General features: G+C 65.3%; 18 protein-coding genes and 1 pseudogene. 6 read left to right on the top strand and 13 right to left on the bottom strand.

Features of this window, described 5'->3' with window-relative positions; translation table 11 throughout:
- Positions 1 to 3: 3 nt before the first annotated feature.
- The 3 genes from AABE10_RS02830 to AABE10_RS02820 form a co-directional block, all read right to left on the bottom strand.
- On the bottom strand, positions 4 to 1266 hold the full coding sequence (locus AABE10_RS02830; RefSeq protein WP_342932240.1) for an ABC transporter permease: 1263 nt from the start codon (positions 1264 to 1266) through the stop codon (positions 4 to 6).
- 92 nt (positions 1267 to 1358) lie between these two features.
- Positions 1359 to 2417 (bottom strand): ABC transporter substrate-binding protein, encoded by a 1059-nt coding sequence (locus AABE10_RS02825; protein WP_342931766.1) that lies wholly within the window; start codon positions 2415 to 2417, stop codon positions 1359 to 1361.
- Positions 2418 to 2500: 83 nt separating this feature from the next.
- The gene (locus tag AABE10_RS02820) at positions 2501 to 3592 is read right to left on the bottom strand and encodes an ABC transporter ATP-binding protein (protein WP_342931765.1); all 1092 of its coding nucleotides are present in this window, start codon (positions 3590 to 3592) and stop codon (positions 2501 to 2503) included.
- A gap of 138 nt (positions 3593 to 3730) precedes the next feature.
- Here AABE10_RS02820 and AABE10_RS02815 point away from each other — a divergent pair, with 138 nt between their 5' ends.
- Entirely contained in the window at positions 3731 to 5287 is a 1557-nt protein-coding gene (locus AABE10_RS02815) for a PLP-dependent aminotransferase family protein (protein ID WP_342931764.1), read from the top strand.
- A gap of 177 nt (positions 5288 to 5464) precedes the next feature.
- Here AABE10_RS02815 and AABE10_RS02810 read toward each other — a convergent pair whose 3' ends face one another.
- The gene (locus AABE10_RS02810) at positions 5465 to 9274 is read right to left on the bottom strand and encodes a DUF748 domain-containing protein (protein ID WP_342931763.1); all 3810 of its coding nucleotides are present in this window, start codon (positions 9272 to 9274) and stop codon (positions 5465 to 5467) included.
- A 305-nt stretch (positions 9275 to 9579) separates the two neighbouring features.
- Positions 9580 to 10998 carry a DUF1254 domain-containing protein gene (locus tag AABE10_RS02805; RefSeq protein WP_342931762.1) on the bottom strand — a complete coding sequence of 473 codons (1419 nt, stop codon included), beginning with the start codon at positions 10996 to 10998 and terminating at the stop codon, positions 9580 to 9582.
- 271 nt (positions 10999 to 11269) lie between these two features.
- On the opposite strand from AABE10_RS02805, the gene AABE10_RS02800 reads away from it, so the two are divergent.
- Both AABE10_RS02800 and AABE10_RS02795 read left to right on the top strand, forming a co-directional pair.
- Entirely contained in the window at positions 11270 to 11914 is a 645-nt protein-coding gene (locus tag AABE10_RS02800) for an FMN-binding negative transcriptional regulator (RefSeq protein WP_342931761.1), read from the top strand.
- A 105-nt stretch (positions 11915 to 12019) separates the two neighbouring features.
- The gene (locus AABE10_RS02795) at positions 12020 to 14569 is read left to right on the top strand and encodes a heavy metal translocating P-type ATPase (protein ID WP_342931760.1); all 2550 of its coding nucleotides are present in this window, start codon (positions 12020 to 12022) and stop codon (positions 14567 to 14569) included.
- A 34-nt stretch (positions 14570 to 14603) separates the two neighbouring features.
- Here the strand turns inward: AABE10_RS02795 and AABE10_RS02790 are convergent, their stop codons facing one another.
- Positions 14604 to 14726 carry a hypothetical protein gene (locus AABE10_RS02790; protein WP_342931759.1) on the bottom strand — a complete coding sequence of 41 codons (123 nt, stop codon included), beginning with the start codon at positions 14724 to 14726 and terminating at the stop codon, positions 14604 to 14606.
- A 28-nt stretch (positions 14727 to 14754) separates the two neighbouring features.
- Between AABE10_RS02790 and AABE10_RS02785 the strand changes: the two are divergent.
- A pseudogene (locus AABE10_RS02785) lies at positions 14755 to 15244 on the top strand (polyhydroxyalkanoate depolymerase); the annotation flags it as partial.
- 37 nt (positions 15245 to 15281) lie between these two features.
- Here AABE10_RS02785 and AABE10_RS02780 read toward each other — a convergent pair.
- From AABE10_RS02780 to AABE10_RS02755, 6 genes are all read right to left on the bottom strand, one after another.
- Complete coding sequence (locus AABE10_RS02780) at positions 15282 to 15896, bottom strand: flavin reductase family protein (protein WP_342931758.1); 615 nt, start codon at positions 15894 to 15896, stop codon at positions 15282 to 15284.
- Positions 15897 to 16025: 129 nt separating this feature from the next.
- Entirely contained in the window at positions 16026 to 16964 is a 939-nt protein-coding gene (locus tag AABE10_RS02775; protein WP_342931757.1) for a 3-hydroxyacyl-CoA dehydrogenase family protein, read from the bottom strand.
- Positions 16965 to 17137: 173 nt separating this feature from the next.
- Positions 17138 to 17416 (bottom strand): hypothetical protein, encoded by a 279-nt coding sequence (locus tag AABE10_RS02770; RefSeq protein WP_342931756.1) that lies wholly within the window; start codon positions 17414 to 17416, stop codon positions 17138 to 17140.
- A 473-nt stretch (positions 17417 to 17889) separates the two neighbouring features.
- A complete protein-coding gene (locus AABE10_RS02765) occupies positions 17890 to 18048 on the bottom strand; it encodes a hypothetical protein (protein ID WP_012403599.1) in 159 nt (52 codons plus the stop codon).
- Positions 18049 to 18432: 384 nt separating this feature from the next.
- A complete protein-coding gene (locus AABE10_RS02760; RefSeq protein ID WP_342931755.1) occupies positions 18433 to 19863 on the bottom strand; it encodes a hypothetical protein in 1431 nt (476 codons plus the stop codon).
- A gap of 198 nt (positions 19864 to 20061) precedes the next feature.
- Entirely contained in the window at positions 20062 to 20748 is a 687-nt protein-coding gene (locus AABE10_RS02755; RefSeq protein WP_342931754.1) for an MgtC/SapB family protein, read from the bottom strand.
- Between the two features lie 283 nt (positions 20749 to 21031).
- Here AABE10_RS02755 and AABE10_RS02750 point away from each other — a divergent pair, with 283 nt between their 5' ends.
- Entirely contained in the window at positions 21032 to 22132 is a 1101-nt protein-coding gene (locus AABE10_RS02750; protein WP_342931753.1) for an AGE family epimerase/isomerase, read from the top strand.
- A 121-nt stretch (positions 22133 to 22253) separates the two neighbouring features.
- Here AABE10_RS02750 and AABE10_RS02745 read toward each other — a convergent pair whose 3' ends face one another.
- Positions 22254 to 23864: a methyl-accepting chemotaxis protein gene (locus AABE10_RS02745; RefSeq protein WP_342931752.1), complete on the bottom strand. Its 1611-nt coding sequence runs from the start codon at positions 23862 to 23864 to the stop codon at positions 22254 to 22256.
- Between the two features lie 241 nt (positions 23865 to 24105).
- Here AABE10_RS02745 and AABE10_RS02740 point away from each other — a divergent pair, with 241 nt between their 5' ends.
- Complete coding sequence (locus AABE10_RS02740; RefSeq protein WP_342931751.1) at positions 24106 to 24564, top strand: PaaI family thioesterase; 459 nt, start codon at positions 24106 to 24108, stop codon at positions 24562 to 24564.
- Position 24565 lies beyond the last annotated feature (1 nt).

Genomic DNA, 24565 nt, shown 5'->3' with positions numbered 1-24565 from the left:
CCGTCAGCCGAGGCTCACTTGAGAACGCGTGAAGCGTCCGTAGATCACATACAGCACGAGCGTCGCCGCGAGCAGCAGACCGCCGAGCGCGCACGCCATGCCCCAGTTGATCGTCACGTTCGTGAAGTACGCGACGTAGTAGCTGACCATCTGGTCGTTCGGTCCGCCGAGCAGTGCCGGCGTGATGTAGTAGCCGATCGCGAGGATGAACACGAGCAGCGCGCCCGCGCCGACGCCCGGATACGTCTGCGGCACATACACGCGCCAGAACGCCGCGAACGGATGCGAGCCGAGCGAAATCGCCGCGCGCTGATAGCTCGGCGGAATCGACTTCATCACGCTGTAGAGCGGCAGGATCATGAACGGCAAGAGAATATGCGTCATCGAGATGTAGACGCCGACGCGGTTGAACAGCAGCGCCAACGGATCGTGTATCAGCCCTGTGCCGAGCAGCGCCTTGTTGACGAGCCCTTCGCTCTGCAGAATCACGATCCACGCGGCGACGCGCACCAGAATCGATGTCCAGAACGGAATCAGCACGAGGATCATCACCAGATTCGCACGCCGTTCATTGAGGGTCGAGATCCAGTACGCGAGCGGATAGCCGAGCAGCAACGCGAACACGGTGACGGCAACGCCGATCACGAACGTGCGGCTGAACACGGCGAGATAAATCTGTTGCTCGGGATCGGTCGGAATGATGTGACCGAATGCATCCTGCTTGTGATCGAGTGCGGCGAGCAGATAGAACGGCGAATACGTGCCGCCGTTCTTCGCGATCGCCTGCCAGTACTTCACGTCGCCCCAGCGTTCGTCTGTTTCGAGAATCTTCGCCTTCATCTGCGCGGGCGGCAGCGCGTGGCCCGCATCGTCGTTCAGCGGCATCGCGCGCGCCGTCTTCGCGACGAGCGAGCGATAACCGGGAATCTCCGTGTTCAGACGGCGCGCCAGCGCGCCCATTGCTTCACCGTCGGAGACGGCCGTCAGATCGGTGGCGAGCGCGGCATACGCTGCGTCGGTGGGCGCGGACTTGCGGTCCCAGTCGCGCAGCACCGTCACGGTATGCGGCAGCGCCGTCGCGATCTCCGGGTTCTGCACGGCGCGCGTGAGCAGCGCGCCGATCGGCACGACGAAGATCATCAGCAGAAAAATCGCGAGCGGCGCGATCAGCAGCAGCGCCATTGCGCGCTTCTTCGCTTCGGCGGCCTTCAGTTCGCGCTTGAGTTTGTTCGACGACTCGGGGGCCGAGTCGGCGGCGATCGTCATCGTCGTCACACGTTTCTCCATGTCTGACGTCACTTCAGTACCGCAGCGATGCGGCCTCTTTCAACAGAAGCCGCATCGCCTTCACTTCATGCTTACTTCGACGCCCACGACGCGAAGCGCTGCTCCAGCTCGTCGCCGTGATCGGTCCAGAACGTGAGGTTTTGCAGCACCGCGTTCTTGCCGTTGGTCGGCGAGTTCGGCAGATTCGAGAGCGTCTTCGCGTCGAGCGACTTGATGGCCGATTCGTTCACCGGACCGTACGCGATGTGCTTCGCGTATTCCTGCTGCGGCTTCGACGAGATCGTGTACGCGATGTACTTCTCGGCCAGCGCCTTGTTCGGCGTGCCCTTCGGCATTGCCCAGTAGTCGAGGTCGTAGATGCTGCCGTTCCAGACGACCTTCAGGTTCTTGCCTTCTTTCTGCGCGGCATCGATACGGCCGTTATAAGCCGTCGACATCACGACGTCGCCCGCCACGAGGAATTGCGGCGGCTGCGCGCCCGCTTCCCACCACTGGATGTTCGGCTTCAGTTCGTCGAGCTTCTTGAATGCGCGGTCCTGACCTTCCTTCGTCCCGAGCACCTTGTAGACGTCCTTCGGCGCGACGCCGTCGGCCATCAGCGCGAACTCGAGGTTGTAGCGCGCGCCCTTGCGCATGCCGCGCTTGCCGGGGAATTTCTTCGTGTCCCAGAAGTCGGCCCAGCTTGCCGGCGCCGTCTTCAGCTTGTCGGCGTTGTACGCCATCGCCGTCGACCACACGAAGATGCCGACGCCGCACGTCTGCGGCGCTTCGGGTATCAGATCCGACTTCTTGCCGAGCTTCGACCAGTCGAGCTTTTCATACAGGCCTTCGTCACAGCCGCGGCCCAGGTCGCCCGATTCCACTTCGACGACATCCCAGTTCACGTGCTTCGCCTCGACCATCGCCTTCACCTTGGCCTGCTCGCCGTTGTACTCGACGGCCGTCACCTTCGCGCCGTTTTGCGCTTCGAACGGCTGGTTGAAGGCGGCCTTCTGCGCGTCGCCGTTCGCGCCGCCGAAGTTCACGACCGTCAGTTCCGCCGCGTTCGCCTGATTCATCGCCGCCGCGCCGAGTGCGAGGACGAATGCGCCGACAGCCACGGCACAGCGCGATTGCACGATCTTCTTCATGGTGGTTCCTCTTCCGTGTGTGATGGTGTGATGAGTGTTGCTTACGACGTGGACGTTCTTGTGATTCTCGTCAATGCTTATGCTCACGCGAACACGCGCAGATGCTCCGGCGCGAACTCGAGCGCGACGGGCACGCCTGGCGCGAAGCCATCGAGCGCTTCCGTGCCGAGCGGCACCTTCACGAAGCACTCGTCCTGTTCCTGCAGACGGCAACGCATGCGGACGTGGTCGCCGAAATAGATGAGACCGCGCGCTTCGCCCGCCAATGCATTCGCGCCCGGCCTCGACGCGCCTGCCGCGAGCTTCATCCGCTCGGGCCGGATGCATGCGATGCCTTGCGCGCCCGCCTTCGCGCCACCGATATTGCGCCCGACGAGCCGCGTGCCGTCGATCAGGTGAAACTCGCAGTACTCGCCGTCGACGTTCGCAACGGTGCCGCGCAGCCGGTTGCTGTCGCCGATGAAGTTCGCGACGAACTCGTTGCACGGCGATTCGTAGAGGCGGTCGACGGTATCGAGCTGCTGCACGATGCCCTTGTCGAACACGGCGACGCGATCCGACATCGTCAATGCTTCGCCCTGATCGTGCGTCACGTAGACGAACGTGACGCCAAGCTTCTCGTGCAGCGACTTGAGTTCGATTTGCATGTGCTCGCGCAACTGTTTGTCGAGTGCGCCGAGCGGCTCGTCCATCAGCACGAGCTTGGGCTCGAAGACGAGCGCGCGGGCCAGCGCGATGCGCTGCTGCTGGCCACCCGACAGTTGCGCCGGATAACGCTTTGCGAAGCCCTCCATGCGCACCATCTTCAACGCGTTGTTGACCTTGTGCGCGCGTTCGTCGGCGGCGAGCTTGCGCACGGTCAGCGGATACGCGACGTTCTGCTCGACGGTCAGATGCGGAAACAGCGCGTAGTTCTGAAACACCATGCCGATGTTGCGCTTGTGCGGCGGCACGTTGTTGAGCAACTGGCCGTCGAGCCAGATCTCGCCGCCCGTCGGAAACTCGAAGCCCGCGAGCATCATCAGGCAGGTCGTCTTGCCGGAACCGGACGGCCCGAGCAGCGTGAGGAATTCGCCCTGATAGATGTCGAGATCGAGTTGCTTGACGACGAGCGTTTCGCCGTCATAGGTCTTGCGCACACCCCGAAAGCTGACGATTACGTCTTCGGTTCTCATCGTGTCCGTCTCCATGGCTGCGTCTACGGGTTTCTACTGGCTCCACCCGTTTTGAAGAATCGCATCGATTGCGTGATCCACTATAGCCGCTTACGGTTCTACAATAGGGAACCATTTCATAATTCCGGATAGAACCACTTGGACACCGTCATCCTGTCGGACTGGCTCGCCGCGCGGCTCGACCGGACGGCCACCGAACCCGTCTACCGGCAAGTGCTCGGGCTGATGCAGCAGGCCATCCTGACGGGCCAGTTGCCGCCCGGCGCGAAGCTGCCCAGCTCGCGCACGCTGGCCGGCGACCTCGGCATCGCGCGCAATACGGTGCTGCACGTCTACGATCAGCTCACGGCCGAAGGCTATGTGATTTCGACGACGGGCAGCGGCACCTACGTCGCCGATACGCGTCCGGATACGACGGCCGTCAACGCGCGCAAGGCGCCACGCGCGGCAAGTGGCCCCGTCGGCGTCGTCACGGGCACGGCGCCAGCGCAATCCGGCGCGCCGGCGCACGGCGGCCTGTCGATGCGCGGCTCGCGGCTCATCAGCAAGGCGGGCGTGTCGGCGCGTCAGTGGGGCGCGTTCATGCCGGGCGTGCCGGATGTCTCCGAATTCCCCGCGCGCACGTGGAGCCGCCTGCAGTCCAAGCTGTGGAAGCAGGCGAATCCCGATCTGCTGACATACGCGCCGGGCGGCGGCTATCGTCCGTTGCGGCGGGCGTTGTCGGACTATCTGCGGGTCGCGCGCTCGGCGAAGTGCACGCCGGACCAGATCATCATCACGACGGGCATTCATCAGTCGATCGATCTCGCCGTGCGGCTGCTGACCGACGTCGGCGACCGCGCGTGGGTCGAAGAGCCGTGCTATTGGGGCGCGCGCAGCGTGCTGCAGGCGTCGGGGCTGACGCTCGTGCCCGTGCCCGTCGACGACGAAGGGCTCAATCCGCGCGAGCCGGATCTGAAGTCGCCGCCGCGCATCGCGCTCGTCACGCCGTCGCATCAGTATCCGCTCGGCATGGTGATGAGCCTCGCGCGCCGCCGCACGCTGCTCGAATATGCGCGGCAGCACGGCGTGTGGATCATCGAAGACGATTACGACAGCGAGTTCCGCTACGGCAGCCGCCCGCTCGCGTCGCTGCAAGGGCTCGACGACGCGGGCCAGGTGATCTACGTCGGAAGTCTGGGGAAGATGCTGTTTCCGGGTCTGCGGATCGGCTTCATGATCGCGCCGGAACATCTCGTCGACCGGTTTCGCACGGGCCTCGCCGAGCTGTATCGCGAAGGACAGCTGATGCAGCAGGCCGTGCTGACCGAGTTCATCATGGACGGCTATCTGACGTCGCACGTGCGGCGCATGCGGGCGCTGTACGGCGAGCGCCGCCAGATTCTGATCGATGCGATCACCGCGCGCTTCGGCGAAACGCTGCCCGTGATGGGCGACGAAGCGGGGCTGCATCTGGTGCTCGGCCTGCCCGATCACGCGGACGACCGCGAAGTGACGGCGGCTTCATACGACGCCGGCGTGATCGTGCGGCCGCTCGCGTCGTACTACAACAGCGAGACGCCCGAGCGACGCGGTCTGCTGCTCGGCTATGCGTGCGTGCCGAACGACCGCATCGGCCCCGCGTTCGATACGCTCGCGCGCGTGATCGAGCAGACGGCGTTGAAGACACCAGCGGCGCCGACGCGCGCCGCGTGACGCGACGTTGGTGCGCGCGCGCAGCTTCGTGTGAATGCGCGCGCTCCGTGCGCTTGATGCATGTATGGGTGCGTATGCGTTCATGTGCGTGCGCGCCGCTACACACTCGCCGCGTGTTCACGAAGCGCCACCGGCACACGGCCGGCGACGCCATCCGCACATGGTCACGCCGACGCCTTATTTAAGGCCGAAATCGACGCGTGTCGTCGCGCCCTTGTCGCTGATCCCCGACGCGTCCAGCTTCGGCGCGACGATGAACACGCGGCTGCTGTCGATCTTGCCTTCGAAGTACTGCTGCACCGCTTGCGCGCGCCGCTGCGCGAGATCGCGCAAGCTGGCATCCGACACGGGCGCATGCTCGGCGAGCGCGGCCTTCATCTCATCATCGGGCAGCGTCTTCGTCAGGCCCACGAAGTTGCGCGGCTTCTTGAAGTCGGCGTCCTTGTACGCCTTGGTCAGATACTTGTCGTATTCCTTGTCGTCGACCTTGATGCTCATCGGGTCGACGCTTTCGCCATTGCCCACGACATCCTTGATCTTCTGCTGACGCACGAGCCGATCGACATATGCCGCGCGCAGGCCGGGCTGATCGACGGCTGGATCGACGCGGCCGATGATCTCAATGCGTATCGACGGCTTGTCGGCGAGCGCCTTCACGATGGTGTCGAGCTTCTTCTGCGACGCGTCGGAAAGCGCGGCGGACCCGGCATCGAACTCGACATACCCGAGTTCCTCGCCACCGCCGCCGAACGCATGCGCGAGCAGCGAGAACGGCGCCGTCACGGCCTTTTGCAACAGATTCAGCACCGCATGCCAGATCAGCCCGCCGATGCTGAACTCCGGATTGTTCAGCGAACCCGACACGGGAATGTTCACGTCGATTTCGCCGCGCGAGTTCTTCAACAGCGAGATCGCGAGCCGCACGGGCAGCTTGGTCGCCGTGTCGTTGTCGACGTGATCGCCGAATGTCAGCTGGTCGATGAAGATGTGGTTGTTAGCGGTCAGCTGGTCATTCGCGAGCTGATAGTGCAGATCGACGTTCAGCTTGCCCTTCGTGATGGGATAACCCGCATACTTCGCCGAGTACGGCGTGAGGTTGGTCAGTTCGATGTCGTGCGCCGTCGCCGTCAGATCGAGCGACGGCTTCGTGATCAGCGGATTGACCGAGCCGCGGATCGTGATCGGTCCATTGGCCGCGAGCTTCGCCGACACGTCGACGGGCGCCGACTGCTTCGAGTCCGTGCCGAACGCGCCGACCGTCCCCTGAATCGAGACCAGATTCGCCGTGTAGTTCGGCTTGATGAAGTTGTCGGTGTAGTTGACGCGGCCGTTCTGCAAGACGAGTTGGCCGAAGTGCAGGCGGACCGGGTTTTGCGGCGTCCCGGTCACCGTCGCGGCCGCGCTGGAGGCCGCCGACGCCGCAGCCGGCGCTGCCGCCGACCTGGCGGACGACGCCGCAGCCGGCGCGCTAGCAACGCGCGCTTCCGATGCGGCAGGCGGGCTCAGCGGAATCGGCTCACGGCCCTTGGCGTTCTTCTCGCGCGTGAGCGATTGCGGCTCGCCCGGCTGCTGCGCGACCACGTCCTTGAGATTCAGCTTGCCCTGTGCATCGAGCAGCACGCGGCCGTAGAAGTTCGCGAACGTGACCTTGGTCGCATCGACATCCGTGCCGCGCGCGTCGTAGTTCGCCTTCAGGCCCGTGAGCGCAAGCGAGCGCCAGCCCGCGAACGGGTCGGACGTCGCCTTGTCGATCATCCGCACGTCGACGAGCGCCGCGTCGCCGTGATACGTCGCGTGCACGCCCTTCTTCTCTTCCTGCGCCATCGTCACTTCGCCGTTCGCGTTAAGCAGCGCGCTCGCGATGGTCGCGTTCAGCTTGTTGCCGAAGTACGGCTCGAACGCGGCGGCATCGAGCCGGTTCGCGTTGATCTTCAGTCCGAGCTTGAGCGGCGTCGCCGTCACGTCGCCCGTCACGCCGAGCGTGCCCTTGCCGTTCACCGTCGCCTGGAGCTCGACGGGCAGCGCGTGGCTCATGTCCTCGCTGATCTTCTGCACCTTCAATTGCAACGGCGTCACGACGATCTTGACGGGACGCGTGGTCGTGTTGTCGGTGAACGTGGCCGACGAGTTCTTCAGATTCAGCTCGCCGATGCTGTAATGCCAGGCCGGCCCTTCCTGCGAAGCCTTCTTCGCGGCGTGGATCACGGTGCGCTGGTGCACTTCTTCTTGCGGCGGCCCGGCGAGCGCCGCGAGATCGATCGTGCCGTCCTTCAGGCGCTGCGCATCGACGGACAGTCCCGTCAGGTCCACGCCGTCGATTTCCGCCTTGCGGCCCGGCAGGTCCACGTGCTTCACGCTCGCCTTGCCGTCCGCGATCACGATGGCCGGCTGCTTCTCGCCCGCCGCCGCCACCTTGACCGAATGCAGACCGATCTGGCTTTCGCCGATCTGCAGATCGAGAGGCTCTTTCGACCAGTTCGCGCTCAGGTTCGTCTGCATGCTGAGCGTGCCGTCGACCAGCTTCGCCGCCGTCACCGTGTCGAGATACGGCTGCACGAGGGGCAGGGACACGGACTTCAGATCGATCTTCGCATCGGCCGTCTTCGCGGCGAGCGTCAGGTTGCCCGTCACGGCAAGCGCGCCTTGCGGCTGGTTCTCGAGGCCGCTGTTGACGCTATAGCGTGCGGGCGTCTTGCCGAGCGTCGAGAAGTCGTCGAGCGACACGGCGAGATTGGTCAGCCCCGCCGACACGGACCGCGACGCCGCTTCGTCCTGCACGTCGACGGTGCCGTTGGAGAGCGCGAAGCGCTTGATCTGCAAGTCGACCGGCGGCGCGGCCTTCGCTGCTTCCGGCTTCGCCGGCGTGCCGGATGCGGGTGCGGGTGCGGGCGCGGCCTGGCTCGCCGCGCCGGCTGGGGGCGCCGGGGCGAACGTATGCTGCACGCTCAGAATGCCGTTTTTGTCGCGCGCGAGGTGCACGTCGGGCGCATCGAGACGGATATCGTCGAAGTGATAGACGCTCTTGAGCGGCTCGAGCGTCGCCGCCGCCACGTGCAGCGAGCGCGCCGCGAAGAACGGCGCCTTGTGCTCGTCGAGCACGTCGATGTCGGCGAGATCCGTCGTCCCCGTGATGCGCAGCGTCGGCGCGTCGCCCGCCATCACGAAGTTGACTTTCAGATCGCTCGACAGCTTGCCCGCTTGCACCGTGACGGGCAGCTTCGCGGGCGAATAGGACAGCAGCTTCGGCACGTCGAGCCCCTGGAAGCGCAGCGACACTTCCGACTCCCGCGACTTCGCGAACGGCTTCGTGCGCCCGTCGATGGCGAGTGGGCTGCCGTCGATGCGCGCGCGCAGCAAAGGCTCGACGAAGATATTCGTTTTCGAAGGCAGCGTCGCGATGAACGGAATGCCGAGCTTCCATTGATCGACGACGTGCGTGACGCCGAGCAGGCGGTCGTCGAAGGTGATCTTGCCGTTCTCGATCCGGATGTTGGACACCGAGAACTGCGCCGGCTTGCTTTCGGGCTTCGACGGCTGCTTCGAGAACTTCTCGATCAGGTCGCTGAAATTGAAGTGCTGCGCGTCGTAGCGGACGATCGTGAAGCGCGGCGAGTCCAGATGCACTTCGTCGACGATGGGCGCGAGCCGGAAAATCGAGCTCCACGATGTGCGCACGATCAGCCGCTCGATGTCGACGAAATCGCCTTTGCCGCCGCGCTCGCCGATATGCACGCGGTCTGCTTCGAAGTTGAGCGTGTACGGGTTGAGCGCGATGCGGCCGATGGTGGCGGGCCGGTCCAGTTGCTCGCTGAGCTGCTGTTCGGCGATGTGTCGAATCAGCGGCGGCGCGGCGAAAAAGCCGAGCAGGCCGAAGACGGCCACCACGATGAACAGGATGAGGACGATGCGCCGGGCGCGTCGTCCTTGCGCGACTTCGCGCACGGTTTGAATAGAAGAGATGAGTGTTGCTTTGGTGGGACTTGCCATGCTCGGTCGCGGGTAGTGCGGCGCAAAGCTCGCCGCTGTGACGAAGATCCAGCTTGCCCAAAGTATAAGTCGTGTACTTCAGGCAAACCATCAAATGTCATGGGAATGCCGACCGTTGCAGGCAAATAAAGGTGAGAAAGTGTAAAGCCGCGAATGTCCGTCGAATGACGGGTGTGTCGACCAGAGTTGGCGCTTTAGCTGTCGGCTGGAGTTGGCGCTTTAGCGCTTGCTCCAGCGCCATGCGGGAGCACCTTCTCCGGTCCCACACACGATCACTACCGCCACGCGGCCGTCACCTTCATTCGCTATTGACGCACAACAGCGGGCGGCGCCCAGGTTCCATCGCTCGCTTCCGGCTTCGGCGCATAGAGCCGCAGCACGAGCTGGAAATCGCCGCGCGGCGCGGGCAGCCAGTTCGCTGCCTTGCGCGGCCGCACCGACGCCACCGTCACGTCGATCGAACCGTCACGATTGCGCCGCACGCCCGCCTTGTCGCCGACGGCCGCATGCGCGGGCGCGCTTTCGCCGAGCGCGCCATCCGTCGTGTAGGCCGTGACCGACCAGAAGCCGCGCACAGGCGGCACCTGCTTCGGCGCGAAATGCATCACGTAGCGGTTCGCGCCGTTCAGCGCGTGGCCGTCGCTATCGAGCGACACGCTCGCGCGCACTTCGTCGTCCTTCGTACCGATGCCGGGTTGCGCATATGCGGCATACGCGCGCAATGCATAGTCGGGCCCGTAGCTGCCGACGCCATCGCCGAACCAGCTCCAGCCGTTGCCCATCACCATGTTCGTCGGCGGCGTCGCGACGCGCGCATGGCCGTCCGCGAGACCGCCCGCGATCGCACCCGTCGCCGACGACGGCAACTCGACGGGCTCGTCCGGCTGCACGCCGAGGTCCGCGAGAAACTTGAGCGCGTGCGGATCGGCGGGCGAAGGCGGATTGTCGGGCAGCAGTTGCGCGACGCGATCGAAGAAGCCTTTCGCATCGAGCGCCGCGACCTGGTCGGCGGGCGAGCGCGATGCACCCGTATCGGCCGACAGGCTGCGCGGCGCGACGGTAGCCGCGGACGCGTCACCCGTATAGACGCTCAGCGGCGCCACGCGGATGCCGCGCTGCACTTTGCGCACGGCCGTCAGGTCGTGCGCGCCGCTCGTCTGGATGCGCACATCGAGCCACACATTGCGGGTCGGCGCGTCGATGCGCTTCACGCCCCTCGGCAGATCGCCCTTCCAGTCGGGCTTCGCGAACGCGACCGTCTGCGCCTTGATGCCCGTCGCGCGGGAACCGCCCTGCGAAGCCGTCGTCGACCACAGCACGTTGGTCCACATGTCGAGCGCGCGCGCATCGACGTAGCGACCCGGCGACGCGGGCAGCGACACGATCACCGGCTCGTCGCCGACGTCGAGCCATGCGGTCGAGTCGAGCGTATCGATGCTGGGCGTCGGCGGATTGTGCGCGCCGACGGGCGGCAGCGCGGTCGCGTGGCGCACCGTGTTGATGGGCGCCTGGCCCGGGCCCGTGCCGACGGCGGCATCGCGCGCCGTGCCCATCAGCACGAGCGGATACGCAAAAACGTAGGAATCGGCGACCTCGTCCTTGATCCATCCCGTAGGCCTCGGAGCCACGGTGGGAGTCGACGAGCAGCCGGCAAGAAGTGCAACGCCTGCGAACGCCGCGCAGGCCAGGCGAAACGGAAACTGTTCTCGGCGATTTTTTATCATTCGATGAACCGCGGTCCTGGATGTATCTCTCGGGTCAGGACCGACTAAGGTCCGTCGAGCCCCCGCTCGCGTCAACCCGTCGCATTGTCCTGACATTGCTTTCCGACATCGCGTTTTATCTTATCCACGGCGCGGCGGCAAGCTATAAGGCACGAACGTGAACATTGCCTTGCATTTTGAGATACGGTTGCGGTCTTGAGCGCACTTGTGTGCGCACCTTTAAGCGCACTTCCGAGCATCGCCGTCGCCGCCTTTTACCCGGAGCCGAGTCATGTACATTCCCGCCCATTTCGAAGAGAACCGTCTGGAAGTTCTCCATCGGCTGATCGCCGACTATCCGCTCGGATCGCTCGTGACCGTCGGCCCGAACGGGCTCGACGCGAATCACGTGCCGTTCGAATTCGAAGCCGGCCAAGGTCCGCACGGCACGTTGCGCGCGCACGTCGCACGAGCGAATCCCGTCTGGCGGGAAGTGGCCGAACGGCCGGATGCGCTGGTGATCTTCCAGGGACCGACCGCCTACATTTCGCCGACGTGGTATCCGAGCAAGCACGAAACGCATCGCCAGGTGCCGACGTACAACTACATGGTCGTGCATGCGCACGGCCCGATCGTGGTGCGCGACGACGAAGCGTTCGTGCGCGGCCTCGTCGCGCGGCTCACGCGCAAGATGGAAGCGGGCGAGCCGGTGCCGTGGAAAATGGGCGACGCGCCCGCCGACTACATCTCGCAGATGCTCGGCGCGATCGTCGGCATCGAGATCGAGATCACGAAGCTGACGGGTAAATGGAAGCTGAGCCAGAACAAGGCTTCCGCCGACCGGCGCGGCGCCGCCGCCGCGCTGAACGAACGCAACAGCGACGAGCAGCGCGCCGTTGCGGACGCGATGCTGGCCGCGCCGCCTGCCCTCGATTGACCACGCGCAACAACCGATTGCCGATAGCCCTTGACCTTCCCATCATGGGAAGGTCGATACTGGCTCCATCAAGTGCTTATGCGCCGTAACTGGAGCCTCGCCGCCATGACCGATCTCGCCACACCGCGCGCCGCCGACACTTCGCGCGTCGACGCGAAAACCGCCGAACTCGACATCAGCGGGATGACCTGCGCGTCGTGTGCGCTGCGCGTCGAAAAAGCGCTTGCGAAAGTGCCGGGCGTCTCGGCCGCGTCGGTGAATCTGGCGACCGAAAAGGCCAGCGTCGAGGCGGATGCGTCCGTTGCCGTCGATGCGCTGATCGCCGCCCTCATTGGAGCCGTCCGCAAGGCGGGCTACGACGCGCAAGCCGTGGACGAAGCGGCGGCGTCCGCGAGCGATACCGCTGCCACGAGCACCACGAGCGCGGAACTCGCGATCGGCGGCATGACCTGCGCGGCGTGCGCGCTGCGCGTCGAAAAGGCGCTCGCGAAAGTGCCGGGCGTGACGTCGGCGTCCGTCAATCTCGCGACCGAAAAAGCCGTCGTGACGACCGATGGCGCCGTCGGCATTGACCAGTTGATTGCGTCTGTCACGAAAGCCGGCTATCAGGCGACGCCGCTTGCGACCGATGCCGCCGACACCGGCGCCGCGCCCGCCAATCGCGACCGGGACGCCCTCGCGCGCCGGGCCGTGCGCCACGAGCTGGGCGCCGTCGTGCTCTGCGCGCTGCTGACGCTGCCGCTCATCGTCCCGATGGTCGCGGAACCGCTCGGCCTCGATGCGATGCTGCCCGCCTCGCTGCAACTCGCGCTCGCCACCGTCGTCCAGTTCGTGTTCGGCGCGCGCTTCTACCGCGCCGCGTGGAAGGCCGTGCGCGCCGGCTCGGGCAACATGGATCTGCTGGTCGCGCTCGGCACGTCGGCGGCGTATGGCGTGAGCGTCTATCAGATGGCGCTCCATTCCGGCGACACGATCCATCTCTACTTCGAGGCGTCGGCCGTCGTCATTACGCTGGTGCGCTTCGGCAAGTGGCTCGAAGCGCGCGCGAAGCGCCAGACCACCGATGCGATCCGCGCGCTCAACGCGCTGCGGCCCGATCGCGCGCGCATCGTCGTCGGTGAGCAGGAGCATGAGGTGCCGCTTGCGCAGGTGCGCGTCGGCATGATCGTCGCGGTGCGGCCGGGCGAGCGCGTGCCCGTCGACGGCGCCGTGCTGCAAGGCCGCACGCATATCGACGAATCGCTGATCACCGGCGAAAGCCTGCCCGTGCCAAAGCAGCCGGAAGACCGCGTGACGGCGGGCTCGATCAACGGCGAGGGCGCGATCACGGTGAGGACGACGGCGATCGGCGCGGAGACGACGCTCGCGCGGATCATCCGGCTCGTCGAGACGGCGCAGGCGGAGAAGGCGCCGATTCAACGGCTCGTCGATCGCGTCAGCGAAATCTTCGTGCCGGCGATTCTCGCGATCGCGCTCGTCACGCTGGCCGGCTGGCTGCTGACGGGGCATAACGCGGAGACGGCCATTCTGAACGCGGTCGCGGTGCTGGTGATCGCTTGCCCTTGCGCGCTCGGTCTCGCGACGCCGACGGCCATCATGGCGGGCACGGGCGTCGCCGCGCGCCACGGCGTGCTGATCAAGGATGCACAGGCGCTCGAAATCGCGCATCAGATCCGCATGGTCGCGTTCGACAAGACGGGGACGCTGACGGTCGGCCAGCCGTCGGTGACGGCTTTCGACGCGGCGCCGGGCATCGACCGCGCGCAGGCGCTCGCGCTGGCCGCCGCCGTGCAGCGGCACAGCGACCATCCGCTTGCGAAGGCAGTCGTCAAGGCCTTTGACGCAGAGCCGCAAGCGCTGGCCACTGCCAACGCGCGGCCCGCGTCAGGCGAAGCGCGCGCGGTCGCGGGGCGCGGCGTGGAAGCGGACATCGGCGGAGAAACGGTCGCGATCGGCAGCGGCCGCTGGCTGCGCGAACTCGATGGCGCGGTGCCGCCCGCTCTGTCGCAGCGGGCACGCGAACTCGAAGCGCAAGGCAATACCGTGTCGTGGCTGATGAAGCGCGGCAACGCGGACGCATCGACAGAAGTCCTCGCGCTGATCGCATTCGGCGATACGTTGAAGCCGGGCGCGCGCGCCGCCGTCGAGCGCCTGTCGCGGATGGGCGTGACGAGCGCGCTCGTGACGGGCGACAACGAAGGCAGCGCGAGAAGCGTCGCGGCCGCGCTCGGCATCGACGAAGTGCATGCACATGTGCTGCCGTCCGACAAGGCGCGCGTCGTGCACGATCTGAAGATCCGCACGTCGAGCGTCGTCGCGATGGCGGGCGACGGCATCAACGACGCGCCCGCGCTCGCCGCCGCCGACATTGGCATTGCGATGGCGACGGGCACCGACGTCGCGATGCACGCAGCGGGCATCACGCTGATGCGCGGCGACCCGGCGCTCGTCGCCGATGCAATCGACATCTCGCGGCGCACGTGGCGCAAGATCCGGCAGAACCTGTTCTGGGCGTTCGTCTACAACCTGATCGGCATTCCGCTCGCGGCGTTCGGGCTGCTGAATCCGATGATCGCGGGCGCGGCGATGGCGTTTTCGAGCGTCAGCGTCGTAACGAATGCGCTGCTGCTAAGAACGTGGCGTTCGTCGCGCTGACTCGCGGCGATCCTGCCGCTACAGGCGGCGAGCGTCACCGGGCGGGACGGTCACGTCTCGTCATCGTGTGGGGTGCCACGCGCCGCGTCTGGAACTCGACGTCGAGTCCGTCGAGTTCGTTGGCTTGCTTCTGCGCGTCGGCGATCCGCTGTTGCATCCCATGCAGCGCGTGAATGCGCCGCGCATACGCGACGACGGACCTGACAGCGGACTTCGCCTGAAAACCGTCATATCGTCTTTCAGCGGGCTGCACTGCCGCTGCGTGAACTCGAAGTGTAGGGACGGCACGTCGAGCCTTCGAAGATCCGGCGCACCGCACTGCTGACGGTGGAAGACGAGCGCGACGATATCTGCGCGATCGGACAGACGCTCGCCGCGCAGGACGTGTGCGACAGGCTGCGTCCGCATGTGAAGACGCATCATGTGGAGACGGGCGTCGGCCACGATGGCGCGTTCAACGGTCAGCGCTGGGAGCAGCAGGTGCATTCGCGTATTCGCGCCGTCATTCACGACAACGAGCCGCGCGTGGTGCCTTCGGCGACGCACTGCGCAAGGGCGTCGTTGACGCTCGGGAATGCGGTGGCATCGCGAGTGGCATCGCCGGCGGGCGCGAAGCCCGCTGCCGCCGAAGCCGCCGACGTCGATCAGTGTTCCGGCGAGACCGCTGCGGAATGAACGCAACGGCCTTTGTCGTCGGGTTGCGCGCCGGCCGTCAGGATGTCGGACGGATCATCTGGAACATGTCGCCGATCTGCGCGTAGTCGGCGCGATAGCCCGCGCGCATGATCGGCTGCGCGGCGTGCGTGTCGAACAGGCCGTCTTTCAGATACTCGCTGCGGATATGCACGCCGACCACCTGGCCGAGCGCGAGCCAGTTGTCCATCGGCTTGCCGCTCAGGTCGTGCAACTGGACGATCTGCAGCAGTTTGCACTCGAGCGCCGCCGGCGATTCGCCGACGTGCGGCACCGACACGTTGCGTCCCGGCGCGGGCGTGAGGCCCGAAAGCCGGAACTCGTCGACGTCGGGCGCAACGGGCGCCGACGTGCGGTTCATCTGCTCGGCGAGCGGACGCGTCGCGAGATTCCAGACGAACTCGCGCGTCTCTTCGATATTGCGGATGCTGTCTTTGCGGCCTTCGCTGCAAAATCCGATGATCGACGGAAACGTCGCGAACGCGCCGAAGAAACTGTAGGGCGCGAGATTCAACTGGCCGCTTGACGCGCGCGTCGAGACCCAGCCGATCAGGCGAGGCGCGACGATCGCCTTGAACGGATCGTGAGGCAGGCCGTGACCGGCGGCGGGGTCGTAGAAATAGACGTCCGACATGATGTCGCTTCCTTTGTTGCGCTTCGGCTGTCGTCGCTTGCGCGTGGTTTGCTTGCGTGGTTTGCTTGCGTGTGGCTCGCTTTCGCCTGGTTCGCTTGCGTCTGGCTTCGCGATGCTCGGCGGCGCTGCTCAGCGTTGTCCGTGCTTCTTCGGTCCGTTCGACTGGATCACGCGCCGGCGTCCCGCCTTCACTTTCGCGGACTGAGCGTCGTCCCAGTCGTAAAAGCCCGCGCCGCTGCGCACGCCGACGCGTCCGGCACGCACCTGCTCACGCAGCAGATCGAGCACGTCTTCGTCTTTCGCGAGCGCCGGCATCAGATGGCTCGCTATATCGACGAACGTATCGAGGCCGCCCATATCCGCGCCTTCGAACGGCCCGACGATCCCCCAGCGCTTGCCCAGCGACGCCTTCATCACACGGTCGACGACTTCGGGTGTCGCCGCGCCCGAGCGCACGATGTTCAGCGCCTCGCGCAACACCGCGAACTGCAAGCGATTGCCGACGAAGCCCGGAATCGCGTTCGACAGCACGACGGGCTCCATGCCTGTCGCGTTCATCAGCGCGACGGTCGCATCGATGACGTCTTGCGACGTATCGCTGCCCGGCACCACCTCGACGAGCGGGATCATATGCGGCGGATTCCAGTAGTGCGCGATCAGAAAACGTTCTTTCGCGCGCAGCGGCATCGAGAGTTGATCAGGCGGAAAGCCGCTCGTGTTGCTCGCGAGGATCGCGTCGCCGCGCAGAATGCCGGTCAGCGCCGCGTAAAGCCGATGCTTCAGTTCGAGCACCTCGGGAATCGCTTCGATGACGAAATGCGCATCGGCCATGACCTCGAGCGATGCGCTCGTTTCGATGTTCGCTAGCGCCGCTGCTTTCGCCTGCTCATCGATACAGCCGGCGTCGATCAGTTCGTCGAGCACCGCTTGTGCCTTGGGCGCGACGCTCGCGAGTCGCGCGGGGTCGACGTCGTTGACGATCGTCCGGTGTCCGTGCAGCGCGCTTTGCGTCGCGATGCCGACGCCCATCAGTCCCGTTCCTACCACGCCTACGACTGGCTTGCTCAATCCCTATTCCCCTTGCTGGTACTGTGCCGCTAATCAAAGCACGGAAGGATAGCGCAGCATGCGTTTTTCCGACGCCGGATACGGCAGGGCCGGCGCGCTCTTGCGAGCGGCCGGCCCTGTTTTCGCCTTGGCGGCATGTCCAACCGATGCCGTCAGCTGATATCAATGCGTGATTAGTAACGCGGGGGCGGACGGTGGCCGTGATCGCGATCATGGTACGGATCGCGGTCATGCGGGTGATGACGCATCCAGTCGTCGTGCGCCCAGTAGCGGTGGCCGTCCCAGTAGCGGTCGCCGTGCCAGCCGATGTTGACCTGAACGCCCACCGGCATCATGTGCGGCTGCCCGTAGGCGGGGCCATACTGCGCAAAGGCGCTGCTGGCGCCGAGCAGCGCGCCGCCTGCAAGCACCGCCGCGATGATCGAACGCGTTGTCTTGTTCAAGGCTTTCATGACTATTCTCCCTATCGAGTTTCGTTGCGAGCGACGGCTGAATCGACCGGGCTGGTTTGAGATTCGTGCCCTTCGCTTGAGAACCACTTTAGCGGCGCGGACCGTTCACAGACGTGAGGACTTGTAAGTGCACATTTCAAAAGCGGAACATAGCAACAGGAGCGAGTCGGAGCGGGCAAGCCCTGATTTCGCAAGGCTAAATGCGCTTCCGACGGCTGTCACGGTCGGCCGGGCGCGAATCGCCCGTTACATTCATTTCGTCCCCGAAATAATCGACGACGGATTGCGCCGTCGCGCGCAACACCGAATTGGCTTGGGTATGGGACAGATGCGCTCACGCCAGTTGTGGCCTGGAGCGCAAAAAAGAAAAACCCGGCGTAGTAGCCGGGTTCCTTTGAATTGTCCGCCGCTTCTGGATAGCGGCGACATGCGCAGTGCAACGTCTTTTTGTTCAATGGCTGGCCGACGAGCGATCAGTCGGTCAGGCGGATGCCGAACAGGGTTGATTGCGACTTGCGAACACGCTCCGCTTCGCGATGGCGTGCTTCGTACGAATAATCCGAATCCAGAGGCAAGTGGGGCGACGCGAAGAGGTCGCTAACCTTTTGGAACAGCGCGAAAAGATAGTTCATGGCGACTCCCGGTTGATGGTGATCTAGGGTTTTCCCTTAAGAGGAAGTATAGGGTTTTCCCTAGATAAAAGCTAGTGCAATGCAGCAATTTATTGGGCGTGGTCTTTTGCCGCAGCGCATCTAACGGGATGTTGCGCTGCGTCAGTCCGATGAGATCAGGCTTGCGGACGCGTCCCTGTTTTTTTCGAGACAGCGGTGCATGAACGCAACGGCCCGCTGTGCATTGGTAGCACGGGTGCGGGGTGGACCGTTAGATGCGTTTTTTGCCACTGCGGACGGTCCGATGGCTGACGCGACGCGCTGTCATATCGTTCGCGCGAAAATCGCCAATCTCGAAACGGAAGAATTGCTGGCCGCGCATCGACGCGCAGCCCGCGTCGATGCTTAGTGAGCGTGCGCTGACTTACGTCGCTGTGAGTGCTGGGCGTGCGTGGCGCGCGCATCGGCGGGCTTTGCCGGCGTGGTCGCGGCAGCCGGCGATGCAGGCGCTGGAGCTTGCGCGCTGACGGGAAGGCTGGTCGTCGACGAATCCGTGTCGAGCAACGTCGACAGCGTGGCCTGCTGGTTCAGCATCATTTGCTCGATGCGCTGTTCCTGCGCCGTCGACTGATGTGCAAGACGCAACAGCAGCAACGTCTGCGCGATACCGATCGCGATCGTCATCAGCAGCGCGCACACGACGATCGTCAGCAGCCATTTCATGCGCCGCGAGTGGTCGCCGGCAGCGCGGCGCTGGTCGGCGATCACGCCATACAGCGCGTCGACGGTATCGGCGAAGGCGGTCGCGCGAGCCTGATCCAGTTCGGGCGTGGCGCGTGGCGCCTGATGGCGCGGCGTCGTTGCGACGTACGGCGCGCGCGTCGGCTGCGTGGCTGAGCCCGTTGCGTTTGCGCGTGTCGGCGGTGTCGTCGAGCCCGTTGCGCTTGCGCGTGTCGGTTGCGCGGCTGGGCCCGTCGCGTTTGCGCCTGTCGCGCCTGTCGCGCCTGCCGCGCCTGTCCCGCCATTCCCATCGATCGCACTGCCCGCGCCGCCTGGCTTCGCCGACGCATCGGCTGCCGTCACGTCGCCCGCAGCCGTCGCGGCTTTGGCACTCGCAGCGTCGAAACGCTGCGCCGCGCCGACAGACGTCAACGCCTTCGCGCCTTCCTTAGGCCCGCCAGATCCATCCGCCGTTGCGGAAGCCTGGCGCAGCGCCGCCACGCTGCGCATCACGCTTGCCGCCGCCAGCGATGCACTCTGCGACGACGTATCGCCCGTCACCTTTGCAACGCTCGCCGACGCCGCCGTCCGCGTCGCCATGTCGTCTTCAGCCGGAGCAGCACGCGACGCTGGCCCATCGACCGCGCCGCTTTCAGCCGCTGCCGCTACCGCAGCCGATTCAGGCAAGCCCGCGTCTGTTTCGATCAGCATCTGTCCGGCATGCGGATCATCGGTTGGCGTCTGTTCTTTCGACGGCGACGCCGCGACGCGCGTCCCGCGCAGCCCCGCTTTCGCTTCCGCCGGCGCCGCCGCAAAGCCGCCCCCATCCGCCGCGCCCGCCGCCGCCAGCACGACATCGGGCAACTCGAAGCCGGCCAGCGTGCCTTGCCGCACGTCGATGTTCATCGCGTGCTGCTCGGCGCGAGCGGTGTCGTCGGGGAACAGGTCGAGCGTGCTGTCGTCGCGCACGGCATCGCTCAGTTGCGCGAGACGCTGCGCCGAGCGCGCCGCCCGCGCGAGCTTGTTTTCCGTTTCGGGAGAGACAGCGGACGTGCGCCGCTTCTGCGAGCGGGCGCGCGCCGGGCGGGAAATCGTGGATTCTGCGGAATCTGCCATGAAGGGAAGCGGGAAAGGCAGCGTTCGTCGCCTGTCAGGCGCCGCTACAACATGCCGTCAGCGTGTTTTAGAGCCCGCATTGTCTCATGCAAAAGGGGACGCAGAAATGGATCGCGGGCCTTTTTGCGACGGGCTTCGCGCGCGAGTGGCGCACGTCGCCGTTGCGTTCGGCGCGGCCCAACGTCCGCCGATGCTCACTCAGGCCGGCTCACCGTTTTCGCGAAAGTCCTTCACGCCCGGCAGTGCTTTCAGTTGCTCGCAAATCGCGGTGTACTCCGTCGTCGATACGCGATTCAGCGTGATCAGCGCTTCGTCGAACTGCGGATCGTCGTCGCTCTGCTGCATCACGAACTGCTTGACGCGCGGGCTCGCCGGACCTAGCGCTTCGTGCAGCGAATGGAACGTGATCGAGCCGCGCTCGACGACAAGCGTCAGCTGGCGGCGCTGCTTGACCGTGATGAAGCGTTTTTCGATCGGCTTGACGCCTGCGAGGATGATCAGAACGATGATCGTCGCAGCAATCGATGCCGTGTACAGTCCACCGCCGACGGCGAGGCCGACGGCCGCGACGGACCATAGACTCGCCGCCGTGGTCAGCCCGCGGATGATCGAGCCGCGCAGCAGGATCGAACCCGCGCCGAGAAAGCCGATCCCGGAGGCGACCTGCGCGGCGACACGCGATGGATCGAGCACGACGTGTTCGGCGCCTGCCACATCCGCGAAGCCGAACGCCGAGACGATCATGAAGAGCGCCGAGCCGACGCACACGAGCATATGCGTGCGCAGCCCCGCGGCCCATGAAAGCCGCTCGCGTTCGAAGCCGATCACGCTGCCGAGCACCGCCGCGAGGACGAGCCGAGAGATCAATTCGACGTTGCTAACCATGTTCTTCTCCTGTCGACCAGAGTTGGCGCTTTAGCGCCTTGCTCTGGTCCCACGCAAAGCGGTCGGCTGGAGTTGGCGCTTTAGCACTTACTCCAGCCCCAAGCAGCACGGTCGACCAGCGCTTGCTGTGCCCCACCCAACATCCTCGACGCGACATCGCCGCTGGCCGGTTTGCGCACTAAGCATCGCGCGCGCGGTTTGCTATGCTGGAGCCCCGGCGCCCATGCAGCCCGCATGCGCTTCACATCGCGCGCACGACTCCACTCATCGAATTCCTCCAACCATGAATCCAACCGCATCCACGCCCGAACTCGCAGCCGCGCTGCGCGACCACTTCGCGCGCGTCATCCTGCCGATCTGGCGAGGGCCGGGCTTCAACGCGGCGCTCGGCCTGCCGTTTGAAGCCGTGGCAGCCGATGGCCAGACGCCGCTGCCCGTCGTCCGCTATCGCGCGATGGCGTGCGCGCGGCAGATGTTCGTGTTTGCTCTGTCAGGTGAAATGGAGCATGCGCTGCGCCTGTTCGAATCGCTGATGCGTACCTTTCAGGACGGCAAGCATGGCGGATGGTTCTATAGCGTCGATGCGCAAGGCGCGCCGCTCGACACGACCAAAGATCTCTACACGCATGCGTTCGTTGTGTTCGCATGCGCCGAATACGGCGCGCGCTCGGGCAACCGCGATGCGCTGGACGTCGTGCATCGCGCATCGTCGCTGATCGAAGACCGCTTCGCCGCGAACGATGGCCTGCTGCACGCCGCGCTCGCCGCCGACTTTTCGACGAAGGGCGAGATGCCGCTGCAAAACCCGCTGATGCATCTGACGGAAGCGTGGCTCGCGGCGCGCGCGGCCACGCAGGACGCCGCGTTCGACACGGCGCTTGCGAAGCTCGGCGAAGCGATTGCGCGCACGTTCGTGCACGCGCCGACGGGCTGCATCGCCGAACTGCCCATTGGAAGCGCGGGCAACCGGCTCGAGCCCGGCCATCAGTTCGAGTGGTTCTGGCTCGCGCAGCAAGCAGGCGATGTGCTCGCGGGCTCGGGCTTGCGCGAAGCGCTGGTGCGCGCGTTCATGTTCGCTCACGAACGGGGCGTCGATGCAGCTACGGGCGGCGTGCATGCCGCGCTCGACGAGGCGGGCAGCATCAAGGACTCGACGCAGCGCATCTGGGCGCAGACGGAATATCTGCGCGCGCTGGCCGTGCACGGCGACGCCGCCATCCGCGCGCTGCTGCCGCAACAGATCGAGCGCTTCCGGCCACGCTTCCTGCACGCGCACGGCTGGGTCGAATGCAAGACGCTCGCGGGCGAGATCGCTCGCGCGGACATGCCTTCGACGACGCCCTATCATCTCGCCACCGCTTACGCCGCATTGCCGTCCGCATAACAAGCGCTTTTAACGACTGCATCGAACCAGAAAAACAGCAAAAACAAAGCCCGCGAAGCAAGTCGCTTCGCGGGCTTTGTCATATGCGATCTATCTGCGCCCCAGGCGCTAACGCATGCGCTCAAGCGCCAACCGGCTCGCTGAACCCCGGCACGATCGCGTGACGCGTGCGTTGCGACGCGAATACGACATCGGCGATCTCGAATGCCGACACGGCGTCCTTCAACTGCCGCGTCTGCTGATGCAGCGAAGAAGCCGCCGCCGCCGCTTCCTCGACGAGCGCCGCGTTTTGCTGCGTCATCTGGTCCATCTGCACGACGGCCTGATTGACCTGCTCGATACCCGTGCTCTGTTCGTGCGACGACGCGCTGATCTCGGCCATCATCTGCGTGACGCGCGAGATCGATTCCGATACGTTGCGCATCGCTTCGCCCGCGCGTTCGACGAGCGCCGATCCGCCTTGAATCTCGGCCACCGATTCGCTGATCAGTTCCTTGATCTCCTTCGCCGACTGCGCGCTGCGCTGCGCGAGCCCGCGCACTTCGCCCGCGACGACGGCAAACCCGCGGCCCTGCTCGCCCGCGCGCGCCGCTTCGACGGCCGCGTTCAGCGCAAGAATGTTGGTCTGGAACGCGATTCCGTCGATCACCGTGATGATCTCCGCGATGCGGTCCGAGCTTTGCGCGATGCCGTGCATCTTCGTCACGACCTCGTTGACGACATCCGTGCCGCGCGACGTTGCATCGAGCGCCGTCTCCGCGAGCGTGTTCGCTTCGCGCGCGTGTTCGGCGTTCTGGCGCACGGTCGCCGTCAGCTCTTCCATGCTTGATGCCGTCTCTTCGAGCGATGCCGCCTGGTTCTCCGTGCGCGCCGACAGATCGGCGTTGCCCGTCGCGATTTCGTCCGCGCCGATATGAATCGAATCGGCCGCTTCGCGCACGGTCTTCACGGTGCGCGCGACGCTCGCCTGCATATGCGAGAGGCCCAGGAACAGACGGCCGATTTCGTTCGTGCCGCGCTCGGCAATCGGCTGGTTCAGGCGGCCTTGCGCGATGCGCTCGAAATGGCGGCCCACTTCTTCGAGCGGTCCGACGACGCCACGGCGCAGCACCACGTGTACGCCGATCGTGCCGCCCAGCAGCAGCGCGAGAATCACGAGACCGACCACGCGGAACATCGTCTCGCGCGCATCGATAGAATCGAGTGACGCGCGGCCCGCCGCATCGCCGAATTGCGTGAAGTTATGCAGTTCCGTCAGATACGCGTCCTGCATGCCTTGCGTCGGCTGATCGAGAAACGCCTGGATGTTGTTGGTGTCGAGATACTGCGCGAGCTCGCCGAGCGCCGTATGCAGCTTCTGGTACTTCTCGTTGAGCGCAGCGGCGCGCGCGCTGTTTTCGTCGTTGAGTTTCGGCGCGTTCATGAACACCGCGAACGAGCGCTCCGCGGCGGCGATCTGCTCGCGCGCATGCTGAACGATGTCGGTCGGTTCCGCGCCGCCGCGCACCATCCGCGTGCCGGCGCGCGACAGGTTGATGCGCGCGTCCATCAGATGCTGCGTCGTTTCGTTGACGGCGTTCACCTGGCGCAGCGCTACGTTCGCCAGATCGTCGACGTCGCCATGCGTGCGCGTCATCGACCAGAAACCGAGGCCCGCCGTCACCAGCTGGAAAATGCAGAAAGCGGCCAGAACACATAGCAGGCCGGATGCGACCTTGATCTTGCTGAACATCGAAACACCTGAATAGCTGAGAGGGACGGGAGTGCATCCGGGTTTACGGCAATGCCGGCCGTGCCCTTGAGCCCCCGCCTTGAAAATTACTCACGCATGCGAATTCCGAAAAGCATGCCGTTGCATCACATCGAATTACGCAATAATTGCCGCGCTATCTTTTCGAATTCTCTTGACTCGCCGCATTCATGCTTCCTAGAGTGGGGGCATCGCCATGCGGGCCATGCCCGAAGGAACGACGATGACTGATCTACTCGACCGGGCGCGCGGCGCACTGCACGCCCAGCCATTCAGCGTATTGCTCGGCACCGAACTGATGTATGTCGGCGCGAACGAACTGACGCTGTGTCTGCCGATCCGCGATGAATTGCGGCAACAACATGGCTTCGTGCATGGCGGGGTGATCAGCTATCTCGCCGATAACGCGCTGACCTTCGCGGGCGCGCTGGCCCTGGGGCCGAGGGTCGTGACGGGCGAGTACAAGATCAACTATCTGCGGCCCGCCGTGACGGGCGTGCTGATGGCGCGGGCGGAAGTGGTCTACGTCGGCAGGCAGCAGGCGACGTGTCAGTGCAACGTGTTCGTCACCGACGGCGACAGGGAACGGCTGATCGCCGTCGCACAGGGCACGATCAACCGGATCGGCGACGGCACGGAAGACGATCCCTTGCGCGCGGACGAAAGACGTCATCGCGAATGAA

Origin of the sequence: Paraburkholderia diazotrophica, from assembly GCF_038900755.1 — a bacterium.
Lineage (GTDB): Bacteria > Pseudomonadota > Gammaproteobacteria > Burkholderiales > Burkholderiaceae > Paraburkholderia > Paraburkholderia diazotrophica_A.
Note: the sequence above shows the minus strand (reverse complement) of the source record. Positions and strands in the feature narration are given on the sequence as shown.

What these genes read in the sequence shown, in the direction of transcription:
- AABE10_RS02830 (WP_342932240.1), bottom strand. Translation starts at nt 1,266, where the DNA reads ATGACGATCGCCGCCGACTCGGCCCCCGAGTCGTCGAACAAACTCAAG.
- AABE10_RS02825 (WP_342931766.1), bottom strand. Translation starts at nt 2,417, where the DNA reads ATGAAGAAGATCGTGCAATCGCGCTGTGCCGTGGCTGTCGGCGCATTC.
- AABE10_RS02820 (WP_342931765.1), bottom strand. Translation starts at nt 3,592, where the DNA reads ATGAGAACCGAAGACGTAATCGTCAGCTTTCGGGGTGTGCGCAAGACC.
- AABE10_RS02810 (WP_342931763.1), bottom strand. Translation starts at nt 9,274, where the DNA reads ATGGCAAGTCCCACCAAAGCAACACTCATCTCTTCTATTCAAACCGTG.
- AABE10_RS02805 (WP_342931762.1), bottom strand. Translation starts at nt 10,998, where the DNA reads ATGATAAAAAATCGCCGAGAACAGTTTCCGTTTCGCCTGGCCTGCGCG.
- AABE10_RS02800 (WP_342931761.1), top strand. Translation starts at nt 11,270, where the DNA reads ATGTACATTCCCGCCCATTTCGAAGAGAACCGTCTGGAAGTTCTCCAT.
- AABE10_RS02795 (WP_342931760.1), top strand. Translation starts at nt 12,020, where the DNA reads ATGACCGATCTCGCCACACCGCGCGCCGCCGACACTTCGCGCGTCGAC.
- AABE10_RS02790 (WP_342931759.1), bottom strand. Translation starts at nt 14,726, where the DNA reads ATGCAACAGCGGATCGCCGACGCGCAGAAGCAAGCCAACGAACTCGAC.
- AABE10_RS02780 (WP_342931758.1), bottom strand. Translation starts at nt 15,896, where the DNA reads ATGTCGGACGTCTATTTCTACGACCCCGCCGCCGGTCACGGCCTGCCT.
- AABE10_RS02770 (WP_342931756.1), bottom strand. Translation starts at nt 17,416, where the DNA reads ATGAAAGCCTTGAACAAGACAACGCGTTCGATCATCGCGGCGGTGCTT.
- AABE10_RS02765 (WP_012403599.1), bottom strand. Translation starts at nt 18,048, where the DNA reads ATGAACTATCTTTTCGCGCTGTTCCAAAAGGTTAGCGACCTCTTCGCG.
- AABE10_RS02760 (WP_342931755.1), bottom strand. Translation starts at nt 19,863, where the DNA reads ATGGCAGATTCCGCAGAATCCACGATTTCCCGCCCGGCGCGCGCCCGC.
- AABE10_RS02755 (WP_342931754.1), bottom strand. Translation starts at nt 20,748, where the DNA reads ATGGTTAGCAACGTCGAATTGATCTCTCGGCTCGTCCTCGCGGCGGTG.
- AABE10_RS02750 (WP_342931753.1), top strand. Translation starts at nt 21,032, where the DNA reads ATGAATCCAACCGCATCCACGCCCGAACTCGCAGCCGCGCTGCGCGAC.
- AABE10_RS02745 (WP_342931752.1), bottom strand. Translation starts at nt 23,864, where the DNA reads ATGTTCAGCAAGATCAAGGTCGCATCCGGCCTGCTATGTGTTCTGGCC.
- AABE10_RS02740 (WP_342931751.1), top strand. Translation starts at nt 24,106, where the DNA reads ATGACTGATCTACTCGACCGGGCGCGCGGCGCACTGCACGCCCAGCCA.